This window comes from Solibacillus sp. FSL W7-1324, from assembly GCF_038008025.1.
In the GTDB taxonomy this organism is placed as follows: Bacteria; Bacillota; Bacilli; order Bacillales_A; family Planococcaceae; genus Solibacillus.
Genome location: NZ_JBBOYH010000001.1, coordinates 2,539,458 through 2,560,881 on the forward strand (window position 1 = coordinate 2,539,458; position 21,424 = coordinate 2,560,881).

Annotated in this window: 22 protein-coding genes and 1 other annotated feature; of the genes, 4 read left to right on the forward strand and 18 right to left on the reverse strand. The window is 38.5% G+C overall.

Features of this window, described 5'->3' with window-relative positions:
- Nucleotides 1-178: 178 nt before the first annotated feature.
- Nucleotides 179-409, reverse strand: a binding site (T-box leader).
- A gap of 68 nt (nucleotides 410-477) precedes the next feature.
- From qoxD to MKY71_RS12590, 5 genes are all read right to left on the reverse strand, one after another.
- A complete protein-coding gene (gene qoxD / locus MKY71_RS12570) occupies nucleotides 478-759 on the reverse strand; it encodes a cytochrome aa3 quinol oxidase subunit IV (protein WP_008407695.1) in 282 nt (93 codons plus the stop codon).
- A 3-nt stretch (nucleotides 760-762) separates the two neighbouring features.
- The gene (qoxC, locus tag MKY71_RS12575; RefSeq protein ID WP_339172467.1) at nucleotides 763-1,362 is read right to left on the reverse strand and encodes a cytochrome aa3 quinol oxidase subunit III; all 600 of its coding nucleotides are present in this window, start codon (nucleotides 1,360-1,362) and stop codon (nucleotides 763-765) included.
- A complete protein-coding gene (qoxB, locus tag MKY71_RS12580; RefSeq protein ID WP_339172470.1) occupies nucleotides 1,362-3,326 on the reverse strand; it encodes a cytochrome aa3 quinol oxidase subunit I in 1,965 nt (654 codons plus the stop codon). The genes qoxC and qoxB overlap by 1 nt, the downstream gene beginning before the upstream one ends.
- A gap of 37 nt (nucleotides 3,327-3,363) precedes the next feature.
- Entirely contained in the window at nucleotides 3,364-4,251 is an 888-nt protein-coding gene (qoxA, locus tag MKY71_RS12585; protein WP_339172472.1) for a cytochrome aa3 quinol oxidase subunit II, read from the reverse strand.
- A gap of 601 nt (nucleotides 4,252-4,852) precedes the next feature.
- A complete protein-coding gene (locus MKY71_RS12590) occupies nucleotides 4,853-5,614 on the reverse strand; it encodes a TrmH family RNA methyltransferase (protein ID WP_340732830.1) in 762 nt (253 codons plus the stop codon).
- Between the two features lie 123 nt (nucleotides 5,615-5,737).
- Between MKY71_RS12590 and sspI the strand changes: the two genes are divergently transcribed.
- A complete protein-coding gene (gene sspI / locus MKY71_RS12595) occupies nucleotides 5,738-5,947 on the forward strand; it encodes a small acid-soluble spore protein SspI (RefSeq protein ID WP_339172476.1) in 210 nt (69 codons plus the stop codon).
- 261 nt (nucleotides 5,948-6,208) lie between these two features.
- On the opposite strand, the gene argF is transcribed toward sspI, so the two are convergent.
- On the reverse strand, nucleotides 6,209-7,174 hold the full coding sequence (argF, locus tag MKY71_RS12600) for an ornithine carbamoyltransferase (RefSeq protein WP_339176629.1): 966 nt from the start codon (nucleotides 7,172-7,174) through the stop codon (nucleotides 6,209-6,211).
- A gap of 290 nt (nucleotides 7,175-7,464) precedes the next feature.
- Between argF and MKY71_RS12605 the strand changes: the two genes are divergently transcribed.
- The gene (locus tag MKY71_RS12605; RefSeq protein ID WP_339172477.1) at nucleotides 7,465-7,917 is read left to right on the forward strand and encodes a CoxG family protein; all 453 of its coding nucleotides are present in this window, start codon (nucleotides 7,465-7,467) and stop codon (nucleotides 7,915-7,917) included.
- Between the two features lie 90 nt (nucleotides 7,918-8,007).
- On the opposite strand, the gene MKY71_RS12610 is transcribed toward MKY71_RS12605, so the two are convergent.
- The 5 genes from MKY71_RS12610 to MKY71_RS12630 all read right to left on the reverse strand — a co-directional run bounded on the left by MKY71_RS12610 (nucleotide 8,008) and on the right by MKY71_RS12630 (nucleotide 13,671).
- Nucleotides 8,008-9,120, reverse strand: a complete 1,113-nt coding sequence (locus tag MKY71_RS12610; RefSeq protein ID WP_340732832.1) for a Ger(x)C family spore germination protein — start codon at nucleotides 9,118-9,120, stop codon at nucleotides 8,008-8,010.
- Between the two features lie 13 nt (nucleotides 9,121-9,133).
- Nucleotides 9,134-10,246 carry a GerAB/ArcD/ProY family transporter gene (locus tag MKY71_RS12615; RefSeq protein ID WP_339195334.1) on the reverse strand — a complete coding sequence of 371 codons (1,113 nt, stop codon included), beginning with the start codon at nucleotides 10,244-10,246 and terminating at the stop codon, nucleotides 9,134-9,136.
- Nucleotides 10,243-11,820, reverse strand: coding sequence for a spore germination protein (locus MKY71_RS12620; protein ID WP_339195337.1), 1,578 nt, complete (start codon nucleotides 11,818-11,820; stop codon nucleotides 10,243-10,245). The genes MKY71_RS12615 and MKY71_RS12620 overlap by 4 nt, the downstream gene beginning before the upstream one ends.
- Nucleotides 11,821-12,017: 197 nt before the next feature.
- Complete coding sequence (locus MKY71_RS12625; protein WP_339195340.1) at nucleotides 12,018-13,106, reverse strand: M42 family metallopeptidase; 1,089 nt, start codon at nucleotides 13,104-13,106, stop codon at nucleotides 12,018-12,020.
- 82 nt (nucleotides 13,107-13,188) lie between these two features.
- Nucleotides 13,189-13,671 (reverse strand): dUTP diphosphatase, encoded by a 483-nt coding sequence (locus MKY71_RS12630; protein ID WP_340732835.1) that lies wholly within the window; start codon nucleotides 13,669-13,671, stop codon nucleotides 13,189-13,191.
- A gap of 90 nt (nucleotides 13,672-13,761) precedes the next feature.
- Here MKY71_RS12630 and MKY71_RS12635 point away from each other — a divergent pair, with 90 nt between their 5' ends.
- Nucleotides 13,762-14,142 (forward strand): sigma-w pathway protein ysdB, encoded by a 381-nt coding sequence (locus MKY71_RS12635; protein WP_340732836.1) that lies wholly within the window; start codon nucleotides 13,762-13,764, stop codon nucleotides 14,140-14,142.
- Nucleotides 14,143-14,426: 284 nt separating this feature from the next.
- Here the strand turns inward: MKY71_RS12635 and MKY71_RS12640 are convergent, their stop codons facing one another.
- The 5 genes from MKY71_RS12640 to infC all read right to left on the reverse strand — a co-directional run bounded on the left by MKY71_RS12640 (nucleotide 14,427) and on the right by infC (nucleotide 16,713).
- Nucleotides 14,427-15,017 carry a peroxidase-related enzyme gene (locus tag MKY71_RS12640; RefSeq protein WP_339195346.1) on the reverse strand — a complete coding sequence of 197 codons (591 nt, stop codon included), beginning with the start codon at nucleotides 15,015-15,017 and terminating at the stop codon, nucleotides 14,427-14,429.
- A 127-nt stretch (nucleotides 15,018-15,144) separates the two neighbouring features.
- A complete protein-coding gene (locus MKY71_RS12645) occupies nucleotides 15,145-15,405 on the reverse strand; it encodes a DUF1294 domain-containing protein (protein ID WP_340732837.1) in 261 nt (86 codons plus the stop codon).
- Nucleotides 15,406-15,538: 133 nt separating this feature from the next.
- A complete protein-coding gene (gene rplT / locus MKY71_RS12650) occupies nucleotides 15,539-15,898 on the reverse strand; it encodes a 50S ribosomal protein L20 (protein ID WP_079528354.1) in 360 nt (119 codons plus the stop codon).
- Between the two features lie 75 nt (nucleotides 15,899-15,973).
- Nucleotides 15,974-16,174: a 50S ribosomal protein L35 gene (gene rpmI / locus MKY71_RS12655; RefSeq protein ID WP_008407727.1), complete on the reverse strand. Its 201-nt coding sequence runs from the start codon at nucleotides 16,172-16,174 to the stop codon at nucleotides 15,974-15,976.
- Between the two features lie 35 nt (nucleotides 16,175-16,209).
- On the reverse strand, nucleotides 16,210-16,713 hold the full coding sequence (infC, locus tag MKY71_RS12660) for a translation initiation factor IF-3 (RefSeq protein ID WP_139377776.1): 504 nt from the start codon (nucleotides 16,711-16,713) through the stop codon (nucleotides 16,210-16,212).
- A gap of 457 nt (nucleotides 16,714-17,170) precedes the next feature.
- On the opposite strand from infC, the gene MKY71_RS12665 reads away from it, so the two are divergent.
- Entirely contained in the window at nucleotides 17,171-18,007 is an 837-nt protein-coding gene (locus MKY71_RS12665; RefSeq protein WP_339195348.1) for a manganese catalase family protein, read from the forward strand.
- Nucleotides 18,008-18,066: 59 nt separating this feature from the next.
- Here the strand turns inward: MKY71_RS12665 and MKY71_RS12670 are convergent, their stop codons facing one another.
- Together MKY71_RS12670 and thrS are read right to left on the reverse strand one after the other, a co-directional pair.
- On the reverse strand, nucleotides 18,067-18,891 hold the full coding sequence (locus MKY71_RS12670) for a manganese catalase family protein (protein WP_340732838.1): 825 nt from the start codon (nucleotides 18,889-18,891) through the stop codon (nucleotides 18,067-18,069).
- A gap of 135 nt (nucleotides 18,892-19,026) precedes the next feature.
- Complete coding sequence (gene thrS / locus MKY71_RS12675) at nucleotides 19,027-20,958, reverse strand: threonine--tRNA ligase (RefSeq protein WP_339172508.1); 1,932 nt, start codon at nucleotides 20,956-20,958, stop codon at nucleotides 19,027-19,029.
- Between the last annotated feature and the right edge of the window lie 466 nt (nucleotides 20,959-21,424).

The following is a 21,424-nucleotide window of genomic DNA, read 5'->3' on the forward strand; positions in this document are numbered from 1 at the left end:
GTCACAAAAGCGTTGCCACAGGACGTGGCGTTCTTAGCTTTTGTTCCTAGTCTCAGGCGTCACGCTATTCCTGCAGGAGTCGAACCTCCACTTCAATCAACTTCACCAAGTTAATATGCAAGCAAACCCTCGAAACTATAATTAACATTCATGAAAATAAAAAATCCTCGTCCCCTAAGAAAGGGACGAGGACGAGTTTCGCGGTACCACCCTAGTTATTGCGCAACCGCAATCACTTCATTGGAGCTAACGACTATGTCTAGCCGGCAATCCTTTCACCACAAGTGGATCCCGGATGCTGCTCGCGGGGTGAACTTCGCTATACAATTTGTTAGCAAGCTTTCAGTCATTGGCTTGCATTCCCTAAAACAAATGGTGTATACCTACTCTTCCCGGTCAACGCATTTCGTAATATATTCTCCAACTAGTTTAATGTATTTTCATACATTTATCAACTAGCTGGAGTGTTTTTCATCATTACATATCCCAAAGAAGGATTAATAAAGAACCTAAAACAGTCAATACTACTAAACCGATACCGTATACGATGTTCGAGTAGATAGCCCACTTGTCATTTGTTTCACCAGCGTGCATGAAAACAATAAACTGTAAACCTGCTTGAATGAATGCTGTTACTAAAAGGATAACCATTCCAGTTGTGAATGACATATCTGTGAAGTAAACAAGCATTGCAATCACTGTTAAAATCAGTGAAAATACGAAGCCCATAATTTGGCCGATTGGAAAGAACTTAGCCATAGATTACATCATTCCTTTCAAGTAAATGAAACTGAAGATGAAGATCCAAACAACATCCAGGAAGTGCCAGTATAGTGAGAAGATAAACGTTTTCCCTGCTGTTACTGAGTTAAGTCCACGTTTAGCGATTTGGATCATAATGAAGATTCCCCAGAATAAACCGAACGATACGTGAAGACCGTGTGTTCCTAACGTTGTTAATAAAGCAGATGTAAAGGCACTAGTAGTAATACCTGCACCAATATGCACGTAGTGTATAAATTCATACACTTCGACAGATACGAACGCTGCACCAAGTGCTAATGTAATACCCATAAATGACAATGTCGCTTTTTTACTGCCAAGACGCATCGCATGAATAGCTAAACCAATTGTAAAACTTGATGTTAAAAGAATGAATGTCTCTGCTAATACTGGACCGATTTCGAAAATCTCAGCAGGAGTAGGACCGTCACCTGTACGACCAGATAGAACAAAGTATGATGCGAATAATGTACCGAATAACATAATTTCCGCACCTAGGAAAGTCCAGAATCCGAAGATTTTCAGGTTATTTTCCTCTGTTGAATATTCCAATGGAACATTGTTATTAACTTTACCCATTATTTCGCACCTCCTTCTTTTTCATATTTTTTCTCGATTAATTCTACTTCTTCTTTATGGATATGGTAGCCATGGTCGTCTTCTAGAGAACGGTAACCCATACAAGCTAAAATACCGATTAAGCTGATGATAGCTAAAGTAAACATACTGAATACCATAGCGAAACCACCGATGAAGAAGAATATTGATAAGATAAATGTTTGACCTGAGTTATTTGGCATATGAATATCTTCAATTTGACCTTTGAATAACTTCGTGCCATTTTTCTTAGAATCCCAGAATGCTTCTGAAGTTGAATCAGTTACGTCTGGAGTAATTGCAAAGTTATAGTGTGGGATTGGTGTATGTGTCGCCCACTCAAGACCACGTGCATCCCATGGATCTGAACCGATGTCGCGTGGAGAGTTTTTGAAACTGTACCAAATGTTCCATACTAACATGATGAATGAAACAGACATGATTCCGGCACCTACGAACGATACCATGTTTAATGTACTGAAACCTGAAGCTTCAGAGAAAGTGTACATACGACGCGCTTGACCATCTAAACCAGTGATATACATTGGAATGAATGCAAGTACGAAACCGAATGACATTACCCAAACTGTTGCTTTACCAATACGTTCGTTTAACATGAAACCGAACATTTTTGGCCAGTAGAACGTTAAACCAGCTAACATCGCGTAAACAACACCTGGGATGATTACGTTATGGAAGTGGGCTACTAAGAACATTGTGTTGTGGTATTGGTAGTCAGCTGCTGACATCGCAAGCATAACCCCAGTTACACCACCAAGTGTAAATAAAGGAATGAAGTGTAATGCATACAACATTGGTGTTGTAATTTCAATTTTCCCTTTATAAAGTGTGAATAACCAGTTGAAAATTTTAACCCCTGTTGGGATTGCAATTGCCATTGTTGTGATCGAGAAGATCGAGTTCGTGAATGCACCTTGACCCATTGTAAAGAAGTGGTGAGTCCATACAGCGAACGAGAATACTGAAATTAAGATCATTGACCAAACCATTGACGTATAACCATATAAGTTACGACGTGCGAATGTCGAAATAACTTCAGAGAAAATACCGAATGCCGGTAAAATTAAGATATATACTTCAGGGTGACCCCAAACCCAGAATAGGTTGGCCCAAAGCATGTCCATACCACCGTCGCCGATAGCAAAGAATTTAGTATCGAATAAACGATCCAATGTACCCATAGCTAATGCTACTGTTAATACTGGGAACGCGAATACGATGATTAAGTTTGCAATAAGTGCTGACCAAGTGAACATTGGCATTTTGAATAATGTCATACCTGGTGCACGCATTTTAAAGATTGTCGTAATGAAGTTAATACCTGTCATTAACGTACCAAGACCGGCAATTTGAAGTGCCAGCATGTAATAGTTTGTACCAACTGATGTACTGAACTCATTATCCGCTAATGGGAAATATGAAGTCCATCCAGCATCAGGTGATCCACCAACGATGAATGAGATATTAAATAATCCCATACCCATGAAGAATAACCAGAATGCCAAGTTGTTTAAACGTGGGAACGCTACGTCACGTGCCCCGATTTGTAATGGTACTAAAAAGTTAAAGAAGAATGTAATGAATGGCATCGCCATGAATAAAATCATGACTACTCCGTGAGTTGTAAATACTTCGTTATAGTGCTGAGCGTCTAAGAAACCGTTTTCTGGAACAGCTAATTGTAAACGCATCATTACGGCATCGACACCGCCGCGGAAAAGCATAACTAAAGCGGTGATTAAATACATGATACCAATTTTTTTATGGTCAACAGTTGTAATCCATTCACGCCATAGGTAGCCCCACAATTTAAAATAAGTAACGATTGCTACTAACGCGATTGACCCTAATACTATAGAAGCCATTGCGATATAAATTAATGTGCTTGGGTGTGGAACTGCAAACTGTGCAAAGAATTCCGACATAGTAGTACTCCTTTCGAAAAGTTGTTACTTTCAAAAATTAGTGTGAAGAATGATCTTCTTCATCTTCTTCGTTTTCGTCTGAAGATTCATGGTTGTGTTCTGGAGCTGGTGAGAACTCTAGATGTGTACCTGTATAAGTTTGTTTACCAAGGTGACCTGGCTCTAATAATTCATCAAACTTCTCTTCTGTTAATGGAGCAGCCGTTTCATGAACTTCTGTTACCCATTCGTCGAATTCAGTTTGAGTTAATGCTGTTACATCAAAAATGTTTTCTGCTGTACCACGACCTGAGAAGTTCGCGTTACGTCCCCAGAATTCGCCTGGGTTGTCAGCAGCTAAGTGTAATGTTGTTACCATGTCTGCCATTGCGTATTTCTGACCACCTAGTTGTGGAATCCAGAAACTTGTAATTGGACCATAAGAATAAAGTTTAAATTCAACTGAACGTCCAGCAGGAATATATAGGTAGTTTACTGTTTCAATATCTTGTTCCGGATAGCTGAAGTGCCATTTCCAGTTAGATGATGAAGCATAAATAACTAATGGTTCCTGATCTTCATATTCTTGAGGAACATTCTCAACAATGTAGTTACTCTTAACAGAAACAAATGATAAGAAAATAACGATGATAACAGGAATACCAATCATAATTGTTTCTACAAGCCAGTGACCATGAATATGCGGTGGCTCGTAATCTGGGCTTTGTTTTGATGCACGGTATTTAAATAACATAAATACCAAAATTGCTAATACTGTTAGAACAATCCCTGACATTAGGTAAATTAATAACATTGTGTCATCGGCTTGTCTTTGAGCTTGAGGACCTTTAGGATCAAGTACTGCTAACTTATCGTTACAGCCTGCTAATAGAATAGCACCTAGTCCCATGAAAGAGAGTAATGTTCCCTTCATATTTACTTTCATAGTTGGACTCCTTTCCAATTAAATAGAGCTTGTTAGATTTTGCTTAAGCGCTTTCATGTGAGAGCGAAAATAAAATAATACGTAGTGCGACATCGAATGAATAAATTCACTTATTACCATTTACACTATGCATATAGTGGCAAATAGCCAGACCATCAATTCATCACCATTTAGAGCCTTTAAATTGAATCCCATAATTAACAGTTTGCTCACTATTTCAAAAAGCATTATTTTATTTTTTTGTTGTGACAACTTAAGGCGCCTGTCTAACCTACTTAGATTTTAGTTAAACATCAAATAAGTGTCAAAACATCAAATTGGAAAAAACCCTTATTTCTGCCATTTTTCAAGCGATTCTTTTTTAATATTTTAAAATAATGACGACAAATGCAGTAAAACAGAGCAATTGCGAGCTAAAAGGGAACTTCATTTCAAAAATGACATTTCTATGAACTCGTTAAAGTTCATATTTTGCGACTAATCAGAAAGCGTAATCCCTCTCAAATTATGGATTTTATTTCCACTTTTTACCTAATATTTTAAAAGAAATGGGATTTTATAAGTACTTACTTACAAAATCCCTCGTCAACGTTTTACCTGTTTATTTTACAAAAGCATACAATAATATTCCTGTTGCCACCGCTACATTTAGTGATTCTGCTCCACCTAAAATAGGAATAATGATGTTCTGGTCTGTTTTTGCCAAAATTTGCGGATTAATGCCACTCCCTTCATTACCCACAATTAAAGCAAATGAATCACTAGGCTCAACATTTTTATATGAAATCGACTCATCTAGTGAAGTCCCATATACACGGATACCGTCAGCCTGCAGGTTTTCCACCCATTCCAACAAGTCTCCACGTACGACTGGAATATGAAAATGAGAGCCCTGTGCTGAACGTAATGACTTTGGATTAAATGCATCGACACTGCCTTTGCCTAAAACAACCGCATCAATTCCAGCAGCGTCTGCCGTACGAATCATCGTACCGATATTACCCGGATCTTGAACAGCATCGACTAATAGTACTTTACGCCAATTAAATTGTTCATCTTCTGAAATTTGCTGTTGCTTACAATGGGCAAATACTCCTTGGGAATTTTCTGTTTCCGCAATTTCTTTAGAGACTGCATCATTTACATGGACTAATACTACCTCATCGATTGCCCATAATAATGGTAGATCCACACCATCACGCACAATGATTTGTACAATCTGTTCTTTATGTTTTAACGCTTCTTCCACTAAATGAAAGCCTTCGACAATATACTCTCCTGTTTTTTCACGTTCTTTACGTTGTGTAACAAGCTTTTTCCAATGCTTCACTAGCGCATTTTGTGTTGATTCGATTCTTTTCATGATTTCCCGTCCTTTTTTACGTACTCGATTGTATATTTTATCACAATTATTTTGTAAACCATAATGCAATACCATGTATAAAGTTTATTATTTTGAACAAAGTATGGGAAAAGGAGGTTTCATATGGATTTTCAAATTCGACAAGCAATTACTGCCAATGTTACAGGCTCAGATGCCGCTGAATTTCAGGATATCGTCAATGATGCAATTTCACGGGGCGAGGAACATTTACTACCAGGCCTTGGAGTATTCCTGGAAAAATGGTGGAATGGTGCAAGCGAAAGTGAGCGAAATGAATTTTCACAAAAATTAGCAAAACAATTTGTCAGCTAACTTTTAGCATAACCAACCAACTTTCAATTATGATTCCATACAAAAAAGCAATCCAGCGTCTCCCGGATTGCTTTTTCTATGTAGTGATGGGGCATTCCATCTTGAATACAGACATCACTTGTAGCTCTTCATGAATCGTCACAGCGTCTCCCGTTGTTATTCACGTTGGACTACTACATTATTTATTTGCCCTTCCTGCCCATAAATAATGTATGGTTCACAGTGGCGACTACAACCCGTAGTACAAAGCCACTGCCTTTTTTACGCCAATAGAGATACTAAAACTGCTTTTTGTGCATGCAGGCGATTTTCTGCTTGCTCAAATATATAAGAATTTGGACCATCAATTACTGACGTCGCAACTTCTTCCTCACGATGTGCCGGTAAACAATGCAGGAACATATAATCCGGCTTTGCATGGGCAACCAATTCATCGTTGATCTGGTATCCCGCAAAATCTTTCAAGCGTTTTTGCGTTTCTTCTTCCTGCCCCATAGATGTCCATACATCTGCATAAACAGCATCTGCATTTGTAACTGCCTCCACTGGATCATTCGTTACGATAATGGTACTGCCATTACGCGAAGCAATCACCTGTGCTTTTTCTATAATACGCGTATCGCATTCATATCCTGGTGGTGTTGCAACTGCTACATGCATTCCAACATGTGCTGCAGCAACTATTAGCGCATGTGCTACGTTATTGCCATCACCTACATAAGCGATTTTTAACCCTTTCAATTCGCCTTTATTTTCGGCAATTGTTTCAAGATCGGCTAATGCCTGGCATGGATGATCAAGATCCGTTAATCCATTAATGACCGGAATCGATGCGTTATCAGCTAATTCCTCAACCATCGTATGGGAATTGGCACGGATCATAATCCCGTCTAAATAGCCTGACAGAACTCTTCCTGTATCGGAGATTGGTTCACCACGGCCGATTTGCATATCACGTGCATTCATATACATGCCATATCCCCCGAGCTGCTGCATCCCTACTTCAAACGATACCCGTGTACGAGTTGAGCTTTTCTCGAAGATCATGCCAAGTGTTTTACCTTCCAATAATCGTGGACATTTGCCTGCCTTCGTTATTGTTTTCAACTGTGTCGCAAGTTCAAGCAGTTGTTTCACTTCTTCACTCGTATAGTCAAGCAGTGTTAATAAGTCTTTTCCTTGTAAACTTTCAACGGGTTTTAATTGCACCTCTTCTAATAACTTCATCATTACACACCTCTGTGAGCTTTATGTTGGTTTTATTATACAAATGAATAATTATAAAATCAAGTGAATTATTATAAATTATTTAAATTAATTTAATTGTTCAATAATTACTACTGTCTCGATAACGCTTCTTCAAAACAAAATAATTACTTAAGCGATACTTATAATGATTAATGGAGAAAATTTATGATTTTTATGGAATTCCTATTCATTTTTTAGCATACTATTTACAGCGGTACTTTTTGGAAATAATTTACTCGTACTGCTAATTGATTTTAGGAGGAATTATTATGCCGAACGCTATCCATACAGTGCAATTACCATTATCAAACGATGTAATATGGAATTTTCTAAAGGATTACAACAATTGGGCACCATTAATCCCAGGCTATATCGAACATGAAGCACAACATGATACACAGTTCACTTGGACTTTACTTGCAGATTTAGGATTTACGAAAAAAAAGATTACCCTTCAAGTCGATATTACGGATTCTATTGAGCCAAGTGATGTAAAATTTAACATTAAAGGCTTGTCGGACAACTTTGACGGTAACGGCTATTTTAATATTACTGCCGGTAATAACGAATCCGCTCAAGTTACAGGAAGCCTTGATCTATCCGCGGGCGGTTTTATGGGGATGATGATCAACCCAGTATTGGAAAGTTTCGTACCTAAAGCGACGACTGATTTGACGAACTCAATTGAGACAAAGCTAACTGCCCTTCATGACGTAAAATAAACAAAAAACCATTAACTTTCCCACTGACCGGAAAATTAATGGTTTTTTGACCTTTAGCTTTATATAGATTCCAGACCAAATTCACAAAACTTATTGAAACACACCATCGCGTACAATTTGTGATTCCACTTTAACATTCACTTTCATTTGCGGATATAACTCATACCATTTTTCTTTATCGACTATCACATTGCGTACCCTTGCTCTAAAACGCTCACCAAAGTTAAATATATCCGAATTCACATCTTGACTGTACTTAATAATTTGCTTTATCTCGCTTTCGATTTTATGATTGATTTCCTTTTCAAGTTTTTTTATTGTTTCCGGATCATCTACAATTATATCCGTATTTATTTCTCTTAAACGGCATTCCATTTTTATCGTTAGATCAAATTCAGGTACTGATGGATCCACAAGTCTAAGTACGGGCTTCGAATCAATGGAATCAATCGCTACAGCCAATTCATCAAACGGGTTTTCAGTTATGCCATCCAGCGTTGATTCAGGCAATTCTAATTGTAGTGTTCCATTATGAGTGCGTTCTCTGATCATCATTATAAACATTGTATCGTCAGCAGAAATCTGACCGACAACTTTGCTGTCTTTAAAAAGTGCCATTCCTGAGATGACAATATTTTCTTCTTCTTTTTTGATTACTGGAAGGGCATAGCTTTTTACTAAAGAGTATTTATCTCTATTCACTTCATGAAGAGTTGATGACAGCGCATGATGATGTTCAATATTTTGCTGGATTAACTGGTAAATATACTGCCCAATATCCGTTATATTTTTGTACTGGTATTCCAGTAACTCTTTTATATCACCTTCAACAATGGCTAAATAGGTAGCATTACTAATTTCAGCACTCATTTTTAAAATGTGCAGATTGTGGTCCAACCCTTCTTTGGCCAAGTTTTCACCGAACAAGGCAACCCTCAATTGACCTGAACCAGTTATTTTAGATGTTTTTAAGTCAATTTTAGTGCGTGCCCACTTACTTGTCGCAGCTGTTGCAGATTGTATCTCTACACGGCTTTCCAAATCTTGATTAACTTGTCGAATTACAGCTATGAAAGTCAGATCCCCTTCATCTTCCAATTCATACCCGACCAATGTCGTTAAACTTATATTTTCTAAAATTTTCTGTTCTGCACAGCCACCTAACATAAATGTAAAAGCGATTACTATAATGAATTTTTTCATATAGCCAGCTCATTCATTCCTTTCCGGCTCTCTGTCTGGAGACTGAATTTTTTATATAAGCTATTAAATACAGAACCATCGGATAAATCAGCACAATAATAAATGCCATATATCCAAACTTGTTGTTGAATTCATAGATTTCACTTCTTGTTTCAATGAAGAAAGATCCGATAAATATTAAAGAAAACATGCCTAAAATAAATTTCATTTCTGAAATATTGGCAATCCTTTTCATTCCCCTGAAAGCCGACCATGCATATAAACAGAGATTCGGTAATATTACAATCATCCAAAAACAGACAGTAATCAGTTCAATCCTTTCAAGAAAAGGAAGACGAATATTACTAAAGAGCGACAATGTTGCCCAGATTGTACGCTCAAGCTGTTCCCCACTAAAAAAAGTTAATGTGACAATCATGACAAACAAATACAGAAACATTGTAAAAAATAACCCTAAAGAAACATATTTTTTTGCTTTTTCTTTTTCCTTAATAAACGGATAAAGTGTATGAATCACTTCAAATCCCGCTACGGTAAAGGTCATGTAATAGGCCCCTTTAAGTAGTTCAACTAAATCAGCGCTAAATACAGGCAATAAATAATTTACGTTAGCATAATTCAATGGAATGATTAGCGCAACAGGAATCCACAATCCTAAAAAAAAGCTAAAAAAACATATCCCGATTATTGTCCGAAGACCTGCAGTAAAGGCATACACTACCAGAATCATCAATGTAATCATAATAAAGGAAGGTTTTAATTCCGGAAAAACCCAAGCATTAATAACGTCAGTATAATTCCTTATAATTGCAAAAAAAGCTAAGCTGCTATATATGACTAAAAGTAAATTAATAAAATTCCCAATATATTTGCCAAATAGATCGAGATTAACGCCAAAAATATCCTCCGTTTCATACATTTTCAATAGCTTCAATGACATAAATACCGAAAGATAGGCGACCAAAAAACTAATAATAATGGAAATCCAGGCATCATGTTTTGCATTTTGATAGATTACTGCCTGAAATCCATGAACCCCTACTCCAACCTGGGAAGCACAAATTATATAGAAAAGTAGAGGAGCATTAAACATCTCATTTGTTCCGATTTGCAATTTATTTTTCATTCTTCCACATTCCTATCATTCTTCTGACCATCCTGGCCTGATGAAAATTCAGCACCATCTACTCTTGTAGTTGCCGATTTGCGAACAGTAAACCGATACGGAAAGCGAATTATACTGTCGCCCCAGCTTCGAATTCTTGGAGGATAAAATGGCGACAAATAAGGAGCACCCAGGCTTGTCAGTCTCAATAGATGAATCAATAAAATACAAAATGCGAGCATTATTCCATAAAAACCCCAAAACCCTGCAATAATAATAATCGGAAAACGAATAATCCTAATGACATTCCCCATCATGTAACTTGGCGTAATAAACGATGACAAGGCACATAGCGCAACAATAATGATCAGGATATTACTAGTAATCCCTGCTTGTACTGCGGCTGTTCCTAATACAATACCGCCGACGATTCCTATTGTTTGACCTATTTTTGTGGGCAACCTTGCCCCTGCTTCCCGAAGCAATTCCATAATCAATTCCAGGAAAAGCGCCTCCAGTATTGGTGGGAAAGGAACCCGGGCCCTCGATTCACTTAGCGGAACTAACAGCGACTGCGGTATGACTTCGTAATGAAAAGTTAAAGCTCCTACATACAGTGGTGTTAAAAAGATGGAAATTAAAATAGCGACGAACCTTAAGAGCCTTAAAAACGTTGCGATTGGCCATCGTAAGTTTTTATCTTCTCTGCTCTGAAAGAACTCAAAAAAGCTGTATGGGCAAAGAATTGCCATTGAACTCCCATCAACAAGAATCCCTACTTTCCCGCTTAGCAATCCATCACAAAATCGATCTGGACGTTCTGTTATTAACATTTGCGGGAAAAAGGAAAGCTTATTGTCATCAAGCAACTCAGACAGTTCCGCACTATCTATTATGTCTTGAATATCAAGTGCTTCAATTCTTTGCCTTATTGTATTAACATTTTGCTCCGCCACAATTCCTTTAATATACATTACTGAAAGCGCGGTATTTGTTTGTTTACCAACCTTGAATTTTTCGTTCCCCAAATTCGGATTTGCTATATAGCGCCGAACAAGAGAAATGTTGGTCGACAAACTTTCATTAAAACCAACTTGTGATCCAATTACTTGCGATTCATTTTCCGGAGGTGTTAAACCTCGTGACTCTCTCGCCGGGATAATGACAAGTATCGCACAGCTATGTCCTTCTACATGAATAACAACTGCTCCCGTCAGCATTGTATCTACACAATCAGTCATTTTATCAGTCTCATTTATTTGCGGAAGCGGCAATTGACTTATGATTGTTTCCGGTGATTCGTTTTCAATATTTTGTAAAGCCGGCAAAAGTTTTAAGTTCAAAATATCTTCTTTAATTAAATTATCCACAAAAATAATCGTAATTTTTTCAGTTACATGGCGTACGACCAAATCGGCTGGTGACAGCACCCGCTCCTTCATATCCTGAATAAAAATTTCAGTAGTTTCAGAAATGGCTTCACTTTTTTGTGTTTGGACGGATACCTGTTCCGGTGTTTCTTTATTTTGAGAAGATGGCGGTAATGTTTCAGTTTGTTTTTTGCGTGATTCATTTTTCTTTTTTCCAAAAAACATTCTATTGCCCCCATTCTAAAATAATTAATAGAAGCATTATTTCCCTATATTATTTTTCTATTCATCAAATATCGATTTCTTTATAGGTTTCGTTGTGGTAAAGGCAAAAAAAAAAAATCAATTTCCCTTTCGGAAAACTGATTTTTATTTCACCTGGTCTACATCTTCATTCATAGTTCCAGATCGTAATTTCATTTTTATTCAAATGTAATTTTATTTACTGCTTCACGGTCTAATCGTTTAATTACTTCTACAATTAATTTCACAGCATTATCATAATCGTCACGGTGCAGGATACCTGCGTGTGAGTGAATATAACGTGTTGCTACACCGATTGCCAATGATGGCACACCATTTGCTGTAATATGGATTGAACCTGCATCCGTACCGCCGCCAGCCATAGCTTCGAACTGGTATGGAATGCCCGCTTCGTCAGCTACATCTAAAACAAATTCACGTAAACCTGTATGTGATACCATGGATGCATCATATACGACAATTTGTGGACCTGCGCCCATTTTTGAAGTCGACTCTTTCGGTGTCACGCCAGGTGTATCACCAGCAACACCTACATCTACAGAGAAACCGATATCCGGTTGAACTTTAAATGATGATGTTTTCGCACCGCGAAGGCCAATCTCTTCCTGTACATTCCCGACACCATAAACAATGTTTGGATGCTTTTCTTCTTTTAATGCTTTCAGTACATCGATTGCAATTGCACAGCCAATTCGGTTGTCCCATGCTTTCGCCAAAAGATGCTTTTCGTTTTTCATAACGTTGAATTCAAAATATGGTGTGATCATATCGCCTGGACGTACGCCCCACTCCATTGCTTCTTCTTTTGAAGTGGCACCGATATCAACGAACATTGATTTAATGTCGACTACTTTATTACGAACATCAGCCGGTAAAATATGTGGTGGCTTTGAACCGATCACTCCGATAATTTCTTCCCCTTTGCGCGTTGTAATTGTCACGCGTTGGGCAAGCATTACTTGGCTCCACCAGCCGCCTACAGTTTGGAAGAACACAAACCCTTTATCATCGATGCGTGTCACCATGAAACCAACTTCATCCAAGTGGCCCGCAACCATAATTTTCGGACCGTTTTCATCGCCTACTTTTTTGGCGATTAAACTGCCTAAGTTATCTGTTTCTACTTCATCTGCATATGGTGCGATATACTTTTTCATTACTTCACGTGGTGCACGTTCATTTCCTGGAATGCCGTTTGCATCTGTTAAATCTTTGAACATTTGTAATGTAGCATCGAGCTTTGTCATGTGGTTTCCCCCTAATAATTACTCATCTTTATTATAGCGACAATATTTCGAAATGTGAAATAGTTTCTTGACTTTATGTAAATTAATAGCCATTTCGTTGTCGGTCATAATTCTTTTCATTTTTTAATTCATATGCTTGCAAAACGTCATCGATTGTAAAATTCAAGTTGTATGCAATTATGCTGTATTGTTGCCACATTGCCCTGTAATTATCTTCATTTTGGTGCTGCAGAAATGTCAGAATCATCTGTGTCGTAGTAAGAAAGGTTTCAGTCAACTCCTGCTTCTCTTTCAAATAGGGCCATTCCTTCAATTGAAAGCCGCGCATATTTCCAAGTGAAAGCATAAAGTGAATCGAATCTACAAACTCTTCTAAAAGGACAGTTTTTTCCGAAGGCCCCTTTGTTGACCAAAACTTGAAACAGCGCGTTTCGTTGGCAAGTTCACTTAGTTCGACTAATAATGCAAGCCCTTTTTCGGCAAATACATCCTTCTGTACATGTTGGTTTTCTTCAATGAATAGATCTAGTTTCCTCTGCTTTTCAAATAATTGATGAAATTGCATCAAAACATCCCTCTTTTTCGAAATAAAATGAAACTTTTTATACTACTCAATCGTATAGGAGGGAATCAACGTAAGCAAGGAGGAAGTTTCATGGCTATTTTGTTACGACTTGCCATCATCCTTCTCATCATTTACATATTTTATAGAGGGGTACGCTACTTAATCGACCCAAAGCGTAAATTGGATGAGGCATATGAAAATGGACAATATTATTTTTATGATGATGTGAAAAACATTCGGAAAAACTTTTTCATTTCGTATAAGGGAGCATTATTTGAAGGAGAAAAGTATTTAGGCACGACTGACAATGCATTTGAAGTCGTCAGTATTTTCGTCTTTGTCCATGATGCGATGAAACTTCAAGGGTTTACGAAAGAAGATTTTTTGTATTTGGAAAATGAAATTCTTATGAATTATCCAAACGCCACGATCAATTGGAAAAATCCGATTGAGCAACTAATGAAAGATTAACTGGAGATAGCGAACCTCATAATTGAGAGGTTCGCTTTTTTGAAACCTTTTTCTTCCATTACCAGTCCTTATATTTTCTTCTATCGGTTTAAATGTTGCGCTTAGCTCTATTTTAAATGAAATTAAACAAGCGCCTTTTTTCCAGCTAATGTCTGTTCACGAAAACGAGTGGTTTCAGGCAAAGAAACGTATCAAATACCGCTTTTTTACTCCGATTGGTGTTGTAATGATGCTCCTATTTTTTATCATATAAACCAAAAGGATGCTGCATTTTAGCATCCTTTTTATCGATTATGTCCGTAATGCCCGGGATTTGCGACAGCCCCAATCGTACTTACCCAGCGGTTTGTATAATTGAAGAAGCCGGCAACATACGCGGCTTCCAGTATTTCGTGATCATTAAAGCCAGCCTCACGTAGTAAATCAACTTCTTTAGTCGTTATTTCATTTGGATATCTCGTAACCCGGTAGGCATAATCACATAACGCACGCTGCTTTTCCGTAAGTTTTGCAGAGCGGTAATTGTATGTTAATTGGTCCACCCATCCCGGATTTTTTGTTATTCCGCGGAGGACATCACTATGTGAAGTAAGGCAATAATTGCAATTATTCGTCGAAGAGACAACAAGTCCGATCATTTCCTTGTCTGCTAACGACAAATAAGTTGTTTCTTCATTGAATAAGGAATATTTAAATTCCAAAAAACCTTTATACTGCAACGCATTTAATGGAAGAATCTTAAACAAATTATTTACAAAACCGTTCTGCTCCAGTTGCTTTTCAACTTGTTCATCAAAAAGTTGCTGTATATCATCCGGGATTTCCTCTTCATTTGGCTTTTGTAAATAAGACAACTGCTCTTCATATTTCGTCATTTCATTACTCCCCGTTTTTAAATTTACTGAATTCATTATAAATTACAACTATTAAACTAACAAATGAATAATCTGCCATATTATACAAAAAAGCATAGACCTATTTAGTCTATGCTTTAAAATGATATTAAAATAGCTGAACGAGTAAGAATATATGAATCGCTCCAAGTAAAGGAAAGCCAAATGCAAATTTGTTATGCTTTGTTTTATGACGGAATAAGTACATTCCTAAAACACCGCCAAGTGCCCCTCCCAGAACGCCCAATGTTAATAATGTCCGTTCGGAAATACGCCATTCCTTCTTTTTTGCACGTTCTTTATCTATGTACATATATACACATAATACGAGTGAAACAACGGCAACATATGAAAGTGCTGCTAATTCCATCTGAATTCCCCCTAGTCAAAAAAAGACTGATAAGGAACAATTCCCTATCAGTCTTTATTATAGCTTCAACTAAATATTTTGCACCTGTCGCTTACGCTTTCAGTACAGAAATAGTTTTTGACAAGGTCAAAAATTATTTAGCAACTGCTTTTTTAGCTTCTTCAGCTAATTGAGCGAATGCTGTTGCATCAGTTACAGCTAAGTCAGCTAACATTTTACGGTTAACTTCGATACCTGCTACTTTTAAGCCGTGCATTAAACGAGAGTAAGATAAACCGTTCATGCGAGCTGCCGCATTGATACGAGTGATCCATAATTTACGGAAATCACGTTTCTTTTGACGACGGTCACGGTATGCATATTGACCTGATTTCATTACTGCTTGGTTAGCTACTTTATATAAAGTATGTTTTGAACCAAAGTAACCTTTAGCTAATTTTAAAACTTTTTTGCGACGAGCGCGTGTTACTGTTCCGCCTTTTACGCGTGGCATAGTAATTACCTCCTGCTAATTCTTTCGAATGCTTAATTTTATTTTTGTTTTTAATAATCTTTTAAACGGTCAAGATTATTTCATGTAAGTTAATAATGTACGGATACGCTTGAAATCGCCTGAAGTTGCAACTTTTGCTTTACGTAAGTGACGTTTTGCTTTAGTTGATTTGTTAGCGAATAAGTGAGAGCCATAAGCACGGTCAAATTTTAATTTACCAGTACCTGTTTTTTTGAAACGTTTCGCAGCTCCACGGTGAGTTTTCATTTTTGGCATGTCGATTTCCTCCTAAACTTGTTTCTACATACGTATTATTTCTCTGTCTTCGGTTGAAGAACTAAGAACATGCTTCGGCCTTCCATCTTCGGTTTTTGCTCAACCGTAGATACTTCAGCACAAGCTTCAGCAAAGCGATCCAGCACACGCTGACCAATTTCTTTGTGTGTGATTGCACGACCTTTAAAGCGAATTGAAGCTTTAACTTTATCTCCTTTTTCAAGGAACTTAATCGCATTACGTAATTTCGTTTGAAAATCATGTTCATCGATTGTTGGGCTCAAACGAACCTCTTTCATTACGATTACTTTAGAGTTTTTACGAATTTCACGGTCTTTCTTTTGCTGTTCAAACTTAAATTTACCATAGTCCATGATACGAGCGACTGGTGGCTTGGCTTGAGGGGCCACAAGGACAAGATCCAAGTTAGCACGAGCGGCAATTTCCAACGCTTCTGTACGCGTTTTTAGACCAAGCTGATCACCATTGTGGTCAATTAGACGAAGTTCGCGCGCGCGGATGCCTTCGTTTACATACATGTCTTTGCTAATATTAATCCACCTCCAAGTGTTTGTCGCGAATACATGAGTTGGTGTAAAGTATAACCCTGTCGAACGGTACACCTCTGCGTGATGTCCATATGTTCTTCTTGTCTTTACAAACAAAAAGGACGGACATTTGAGATGTCCGCCCGCTATATGTGCATACGCATTCATGCGTAAAACAATTCAACGTTTCTGATACCTGCACGTAACTTATATAAAAGCACTTGTCAGGTGAGAAGCGGGCAGCCTCTACTTTCAAACTTTTGTATTCATAACCTAAATAATCTTAACACGTGCTTAAAGTAACGTCAAGCTTTTTTATATGATTAATTTTATTGTTTCTCTTTTTTTTTAAAATAAATGAAATTAATTTTCATTTCCAGGTTTTACTTAAAAAATTAGTGGAATCTAATTAGGGACTCACATTTTATCGATAGGAGGAATTTTTAATATGTTCAGACATCAAAAAGAATTACAATTTGAGGTAAAAGTTGAAAGACCAGATCCATTATTAGCGAAACAAGTTCAGGAAGTTCTTGGCGGTCAGTTCGGTGAAATGAGTGTCATGATGCAATACCTTTTCCAAGGTTGGAACTGTCGTGGCGAAGAAAAATACAAAGACTTATTAATGGATATCGGTACCGAGGAAATCGGTCACGTTGAAATGCTATGTTCTTTAATTAGTCAATTACTTGATGGTGCATCACCTGATGACCAGCAAAAAATTGCGCAAGATCCGATGATGGATTCTATTATGGGCGGCATCAATCCGCAGCACTTAATTGTTAGTGGTTTAGGGGCTACTCCAAAAGACTCTAACGGTATACCATGGAATGCCGGTTATATTGCAGCGAGCGGTAACCTGCTTGCAGACTTCCGCGCTAACTTAAATGCAGAATCACAAGGCCGTTTACAAGTTGCGCGTTTATACCATATGACAAAAGATGAAGGTGTACGTACAGTATTCAGAAAAATGCTGGCACGTGACCGTTACCACCAATATCAATGGATGGCAGCTATTAAAGAGCTTGAAGAAAAGAAAGGCGTTGTCGTTCCTGCTTCATTTGCACCGGAAGACGAGTTGGAAGCTCAGCCGCATGCTTATGAACTATGGAGCTTATCTGAGGGTACAGCTTCTAAAAATGGTCCGTGGGCACAAGGTACAGCACCGGATGGAACTGGGGAATTTGTTTTCTTGGATAACCCGGCACCAATGGGACAAGTACCGAACCCGGTCGTACCGCCAACAACGCTACACCATGATATTGATGTAGACAAAAAATTATAATCTACTATAAAAACTGTCCTCGACCTGATATTACCTACAGGTCGAGGACAGTTTTTTGTTTACATCATATTAGGTGGTGTGTCGAAAATAGTTGGTGGTGCTGGACGTAAAACAGGAGCAGGCGCAAAAGACTGCGGGTGTTCCACATAATTGAAGACACCTTCCCCGTCCATACTCGGTCCATGTGCCCAACGTCCGTGTGCACTTTCATTTCCGCGGGAGAAGTTGAATAATGTATAGGCTACTTCACGTTTTTCAAGTTCTTTAGGGAAGGTACTCGGCACAACAATATTTTCCTGAGCCTCTAATTCTTTAATCGCAGCAACCCACTGATTTTGGTGCATTGTATCTCTAGCAAGCAGCCATGAAAACATATCACGTACACCCGGATCTTCCGTTTCATAATAAAGACGCGCTACCTGTAAACGCCCTTGCGATTCGGCATTCAGATTCGCACGGAAATCTGCCAGTAAGTTTCCGCTTGCTGCAATATAGCCCGCATTCCATGGTACCCCATTGGAATCTTTCGGCGCTGCCCCTAGACCAGTGACAATTATATGCTGGGGATTACTGCCTCCTAGAATTGCTGCGATCAGTGGGTCCTTTGCCGCCTCATCCAGTGCTACAGGCTCAACACCATCCAGCAATCTCGCAATCATTGTCGAAATCATTTCAATATGTGCAAGTTCTTCCGTGCCTGTATCCATCAGTAAGTCACGGTATTTTTCATTGCCTCTCGTATTCCAGCCTTGAAATAAGTATTGTAGCGCTACCGACATTTCTCCAAATTGACCACCTAGAATTTCCTGCATTTTACGGGCCATAACCGGATCCGGTCTGCACGGCTTGGCTTCATATTGCAGTTCCTTTATATGATAAAACATTCATTCACTCCTTTTATATTTCCTACTTTATGCATTTATTTAAAAAATGCTTTAAGAAATATAAAAATGAAAAACGGAACTTGCATTTCGAAAGCTAAAAAGGCGGCCCACAAAATGAGGGCCGCCTTCTTCATATTATTTCTTCACTTCTGCTGTAATATCTGCAAGGAACTGTTCAAAGCTGATTGTTTCTGAATCCTTTGAACCGTAACGGCGGATATTAACCGCATTTTCTGCTACTTCTTTATCTCCAAGTACAAGCATGTACGGGATTTTTTGCATTTGTGCTTCACGGATTTTGTAACCTAGTTTTTCTTCACGGTCATCCATTTCTACACGGATACCAGCTGCTGCTAATTTTTCTTGTACTTCGCGTGCATAATCATAGTGCACTGCGTTTGATACAGGAATAATTGTCGCTTGCACCGGTGCCAACCATGTCGGGAATGCTCCTTTGTATTCTTCGATCAAGAATGCTACGAAACGTTCCATTGTTGATACAACACCACGGTGAATAACTACTGGACGTTGTGGCTGCCCATCTTCACCAATGTAAGAAAGGTCAAAACGTTGTGGCAATAAGAAGTCAAGTTGTGCAGTCGATAAAGTTTCCTCTTTACCAATTGCAGTTTTTACTTGAACATCAAGTTTTGGACCATAGAAAGCTGCTTCGTCTTCTGCGATGAAGTAGTCATATCCTAGCTCATCCATTGCTTCTTTTAACATTGCCTGTGCTGTTTCCCACATTTGATCGTCATCAAAGTACTTCTCTGTGTTGTTCGGATCGCGGTAAGAAAGACGGAATGAGAAGTCTTTTAGATCGAAGTCTTTATATACTTCTAAAATCAGTTCCACTACTTTTTTGAATTCTGCCTTAATTTGGTCAGGACGTACAAAAATGTGCGCGTCATTTAAAGTCATCCCGCGTACACGTTGCAATCCAGATACCGCTCCACTCATTTCATAACGGTGCATTGTACCAAGTTCCGCAATACGGATTGGCAAGTGACGGTAAGAGTGCAGACCGTTTTTGAATACCATCATATGGTGAGGACAGTTCATTGGACGTAAAACAAGTGTTTCATTGTCCATTTCCATTGGAGGGAACATGCCGTCTTGATAGTGCTCCCAGTGACCTGATGTTTCATACAGTTTTTTCGAGCCAAGCACTGGTGTATATACGTGTTTGTAGCCTAAAGATAATTCTTTGTCTACGATGTAGCGTTCGATCGTACGGCGGATTGTTGCACCGTTCGGTAACCATAGCGGTAATCCTTGACCAACAGTTTGGCTAGTCATGAATAAATCCAATTCTTTACCGATCTTACGGTGGTCACGTTCTTTTGCTTCTTCAAGCATTTGAAGATGGTGCTTTAACTCATCTTTTGTGAAGAATGCAGTACCGTAAATACGTTGCAGCATTTTGTTGTCTGAGTTACCGCGCCAGTATGCACCCGCTAATGATAATAGTTTGAACTCTTTTAATTTGCCTGTAGATGGTACGTGTACACCACGGCAAAGGTCAAAGAAATCGCCTTGGTAGTAAATTGATACTTGGTCATCAGCTGGAATTGCTTCAAGTAGTTCTAATTTATACTCGTCGCCAACTTCCTCGTAGATTTTTTGTGCTTCATCACGAGAAACGTTTTTGCGCTCGATTTCGATGTTTTCAGAAATAATCTTTTTCATTTCTTTTTCGATTGCTGGTAAATCTTCTGCAGTAATCGGTGTTGGTGAATCGATGTCATAGTAGAAGCCTGAATCGATAACTGGACCGATACCTAATTTTACGTCTGGGTATAGACGTTTTACTGCCTGTGCTGTTAAGTGGGCAGTTGAGTGACGAAGGATTTCTAATGCTTCGTCTGATTTGTTTGTAATGATTTCGATTGCACCGTCTTGTTCGATCCCTGTTTTTGCATCGATTAATGTGCCGTTGATTTTACCTGCTAATGTTGATTTTTTAAGTCCTGGGCTGATTGAACCTGCAACGTCCAATGTAGATGTTCCTTTGGCGAATTCCTTTACTGCGCCATCCGGGAATGTTAATTTGATCATTTCTGACATGTTGTTGTCCTCCTTTTAAATATTTGAAAGTGATAAAATGCCGTCTTTAAATGCCGTTGATTTCCGTTTCGGTTACGCTTTCCGCGGGCACGGCTCGAGCCTGTAGTCTCTCACTCGTGCTTTTCCCGCTGGAGTCGAACCTCCACTCCAATCAACTAGTTTTCCCTGCAAATATCATTTCACTACTCTTTTATAAAATTTGTTCAGCACTTTTAGGCAAAATAAAAAGCACCGTCCCAACAAAGGGACGATGCTGTATGCTCGTGGTGCCACCCTTCTTCCTTCTTCGTTAAACGAATCAGAAGCTCTCGGTCAGTTAACGTACTGAGAAACGATGACGGATTGGCCCCGTCACTGCTCGAAGGTAGTAAAGTATAACGCTTGTGCTAGGAAGCTTGCAGCCGTGTCTTCCCTCTCTAAAAGCCAGTTCGTTAAACTTGTTGTCCTTTTCAATGCATTTATTGTT

Bases quoted from the DNA above. Each gene is read 5' to 3' on its own strand.
- argF (WP_339176629.1), bottom strand. From the start codon at position 7,174: ATGAAGTTATTAGAAGAGGTGCAATTAAAACCCGTTGAAAGTTTACAA.
- MKY71_RS12590 (WP_340732830.1), bottom strand. From the start codon at position 5,614: ATGAAAAGAATCGAATCAACACAAAATGCGCTAGTGAAGCATTGGAAA.
- MKY71_RS12635 (WP_340732836.1), top strand. From the start codon at position 13,762: ATGGCTATTTTGTTACGACTTGCCATCATCCTTCTCATCATTTACATA.
- MKY71_RS12605 (WP_339172477.1), top strand. From the start codon at position 7,465: ATGCCGAACGCTATCCATACAGTGCAATTACCATTATCAAACGATGTA.
- sspI (WP_339172476.1), top strand. From the start codon at position 5,738: ATGGATTTTCAAATTCGACAAGCAATTACTGCCAATGTTACAGGCTCA.
- MKY71_RS12640 (WP_339195346.1), bottom strand. From the start codon at position 15,017: ATGACGAAATATGAAGAGCAGTTGTCTTATTTACAAAAGCCAAATGAA.
- MKY71_RS12665 (WP_339195348.1), top strand. From the start codon at position 17,171: ATGTTCAGACATCAAAAAGAATTACAATTTGAGGTAAAAGTTGAAAGA.
- infC (WP_139377776.1), bottom strand. From the start codon at position 16,713: ATGTATGTAAACGAAGGCATCCGCGCGCGCGAACTTCGTCTAATTGAC.
- MKY71_RS12670 (WP_340732838.1), bottom strand. From the start codon at position 18,891: ATGTTTTATCATATAAAGGAACTGCAATATGAAGCCAAGCCGTGCAGA.
- rpmI (WP_008407727.1), bottom strand. From the start codon at position 16,174: ATGCCAAAAATGAAAACTCACCGTGGAGCTGCGAAACGTTTCAAAAAA.
- qoxA (WP_339172472.1), bottom strand. From the start codon at position 4,251: ATGAAAGTAAATATGAAGGGAACATTACTCTCTTTCATGGGACTAGGT.
- MKY71_RS12625 (WP_339195340.1), bottom strand. From the start codon at position 13,106: ATGACAAAGCTCGATGCTACATTACAAATGTTCAAAGATTTAACAGAT.
- MKY71_RS12645 (WP_340732837.1), bottom strand. From the start codon at position 15,405: ATGGAATTAGCAGCACTTTCATATGTTGCCGTTGTTTCACTCGTATTA.
- MKY71_RS12610 (WP_340732832.1), bottom strand. From the start codon at position 9,120: ATGAAAAAATTCATTATAGTAATCGCTTTTACATTTATGTTAGGTGGC.
- MKY71_RS12620 (WP_339195337.1), bottom strand. From the start codon at position 11,820: ATGTTTTTTGGAAAAAAGAAAAATGAATCACGCAAAAAACAAACTGAA.
- MKY71_RS12615 (WP_339195334.1), bottom strand. From the start codon at position 10,246: ATGAAAAATAAATTGCAAATCGGAACAAATGAGATGTTTAATGCTCCT.
- thrS (WP_339172508.1), bottom strand. From the start codon at position 20,958: ATGTCAGAAATGATCAAATTAACATTCCCGGATGGCGCAGTAAAGGAA.
- MKY71_RS12630 (WP_340732835.1), bottom strand. From the start codon at position 13,671: ATGCAATTTCATCAATTATTTGAAAAGCAGAGGAAACTAGATCTATTC.
- rplT (WP_079528354.1), bottom strand. From the start codon at position 15,898: ATGCCACGCGTAAAAGGCGGAACAGTAACACGCGCTCGTCGCAAAAAA.
- qoxD (WP_008407695.1), bottom strand. From the start codon at position 759: ATGGCTAAGTTCTTTCCAATCGGCCAAATTATGGGCTTCGTATTTTCA.
- qoxB (WP_339172470.1), bottom strand. From the start codon at position 3,326: ATGTCGGAATTCTTTGCACAGTTTGCAGTTCCACACCCAAGCACATTA.
- qoxC (WP_339172467.1), bottom strand. From the start codon at position 1,362: ATGGGTAAAGTTAATAACAATGTTCCATTGGAATATTCAACAGAGGAA.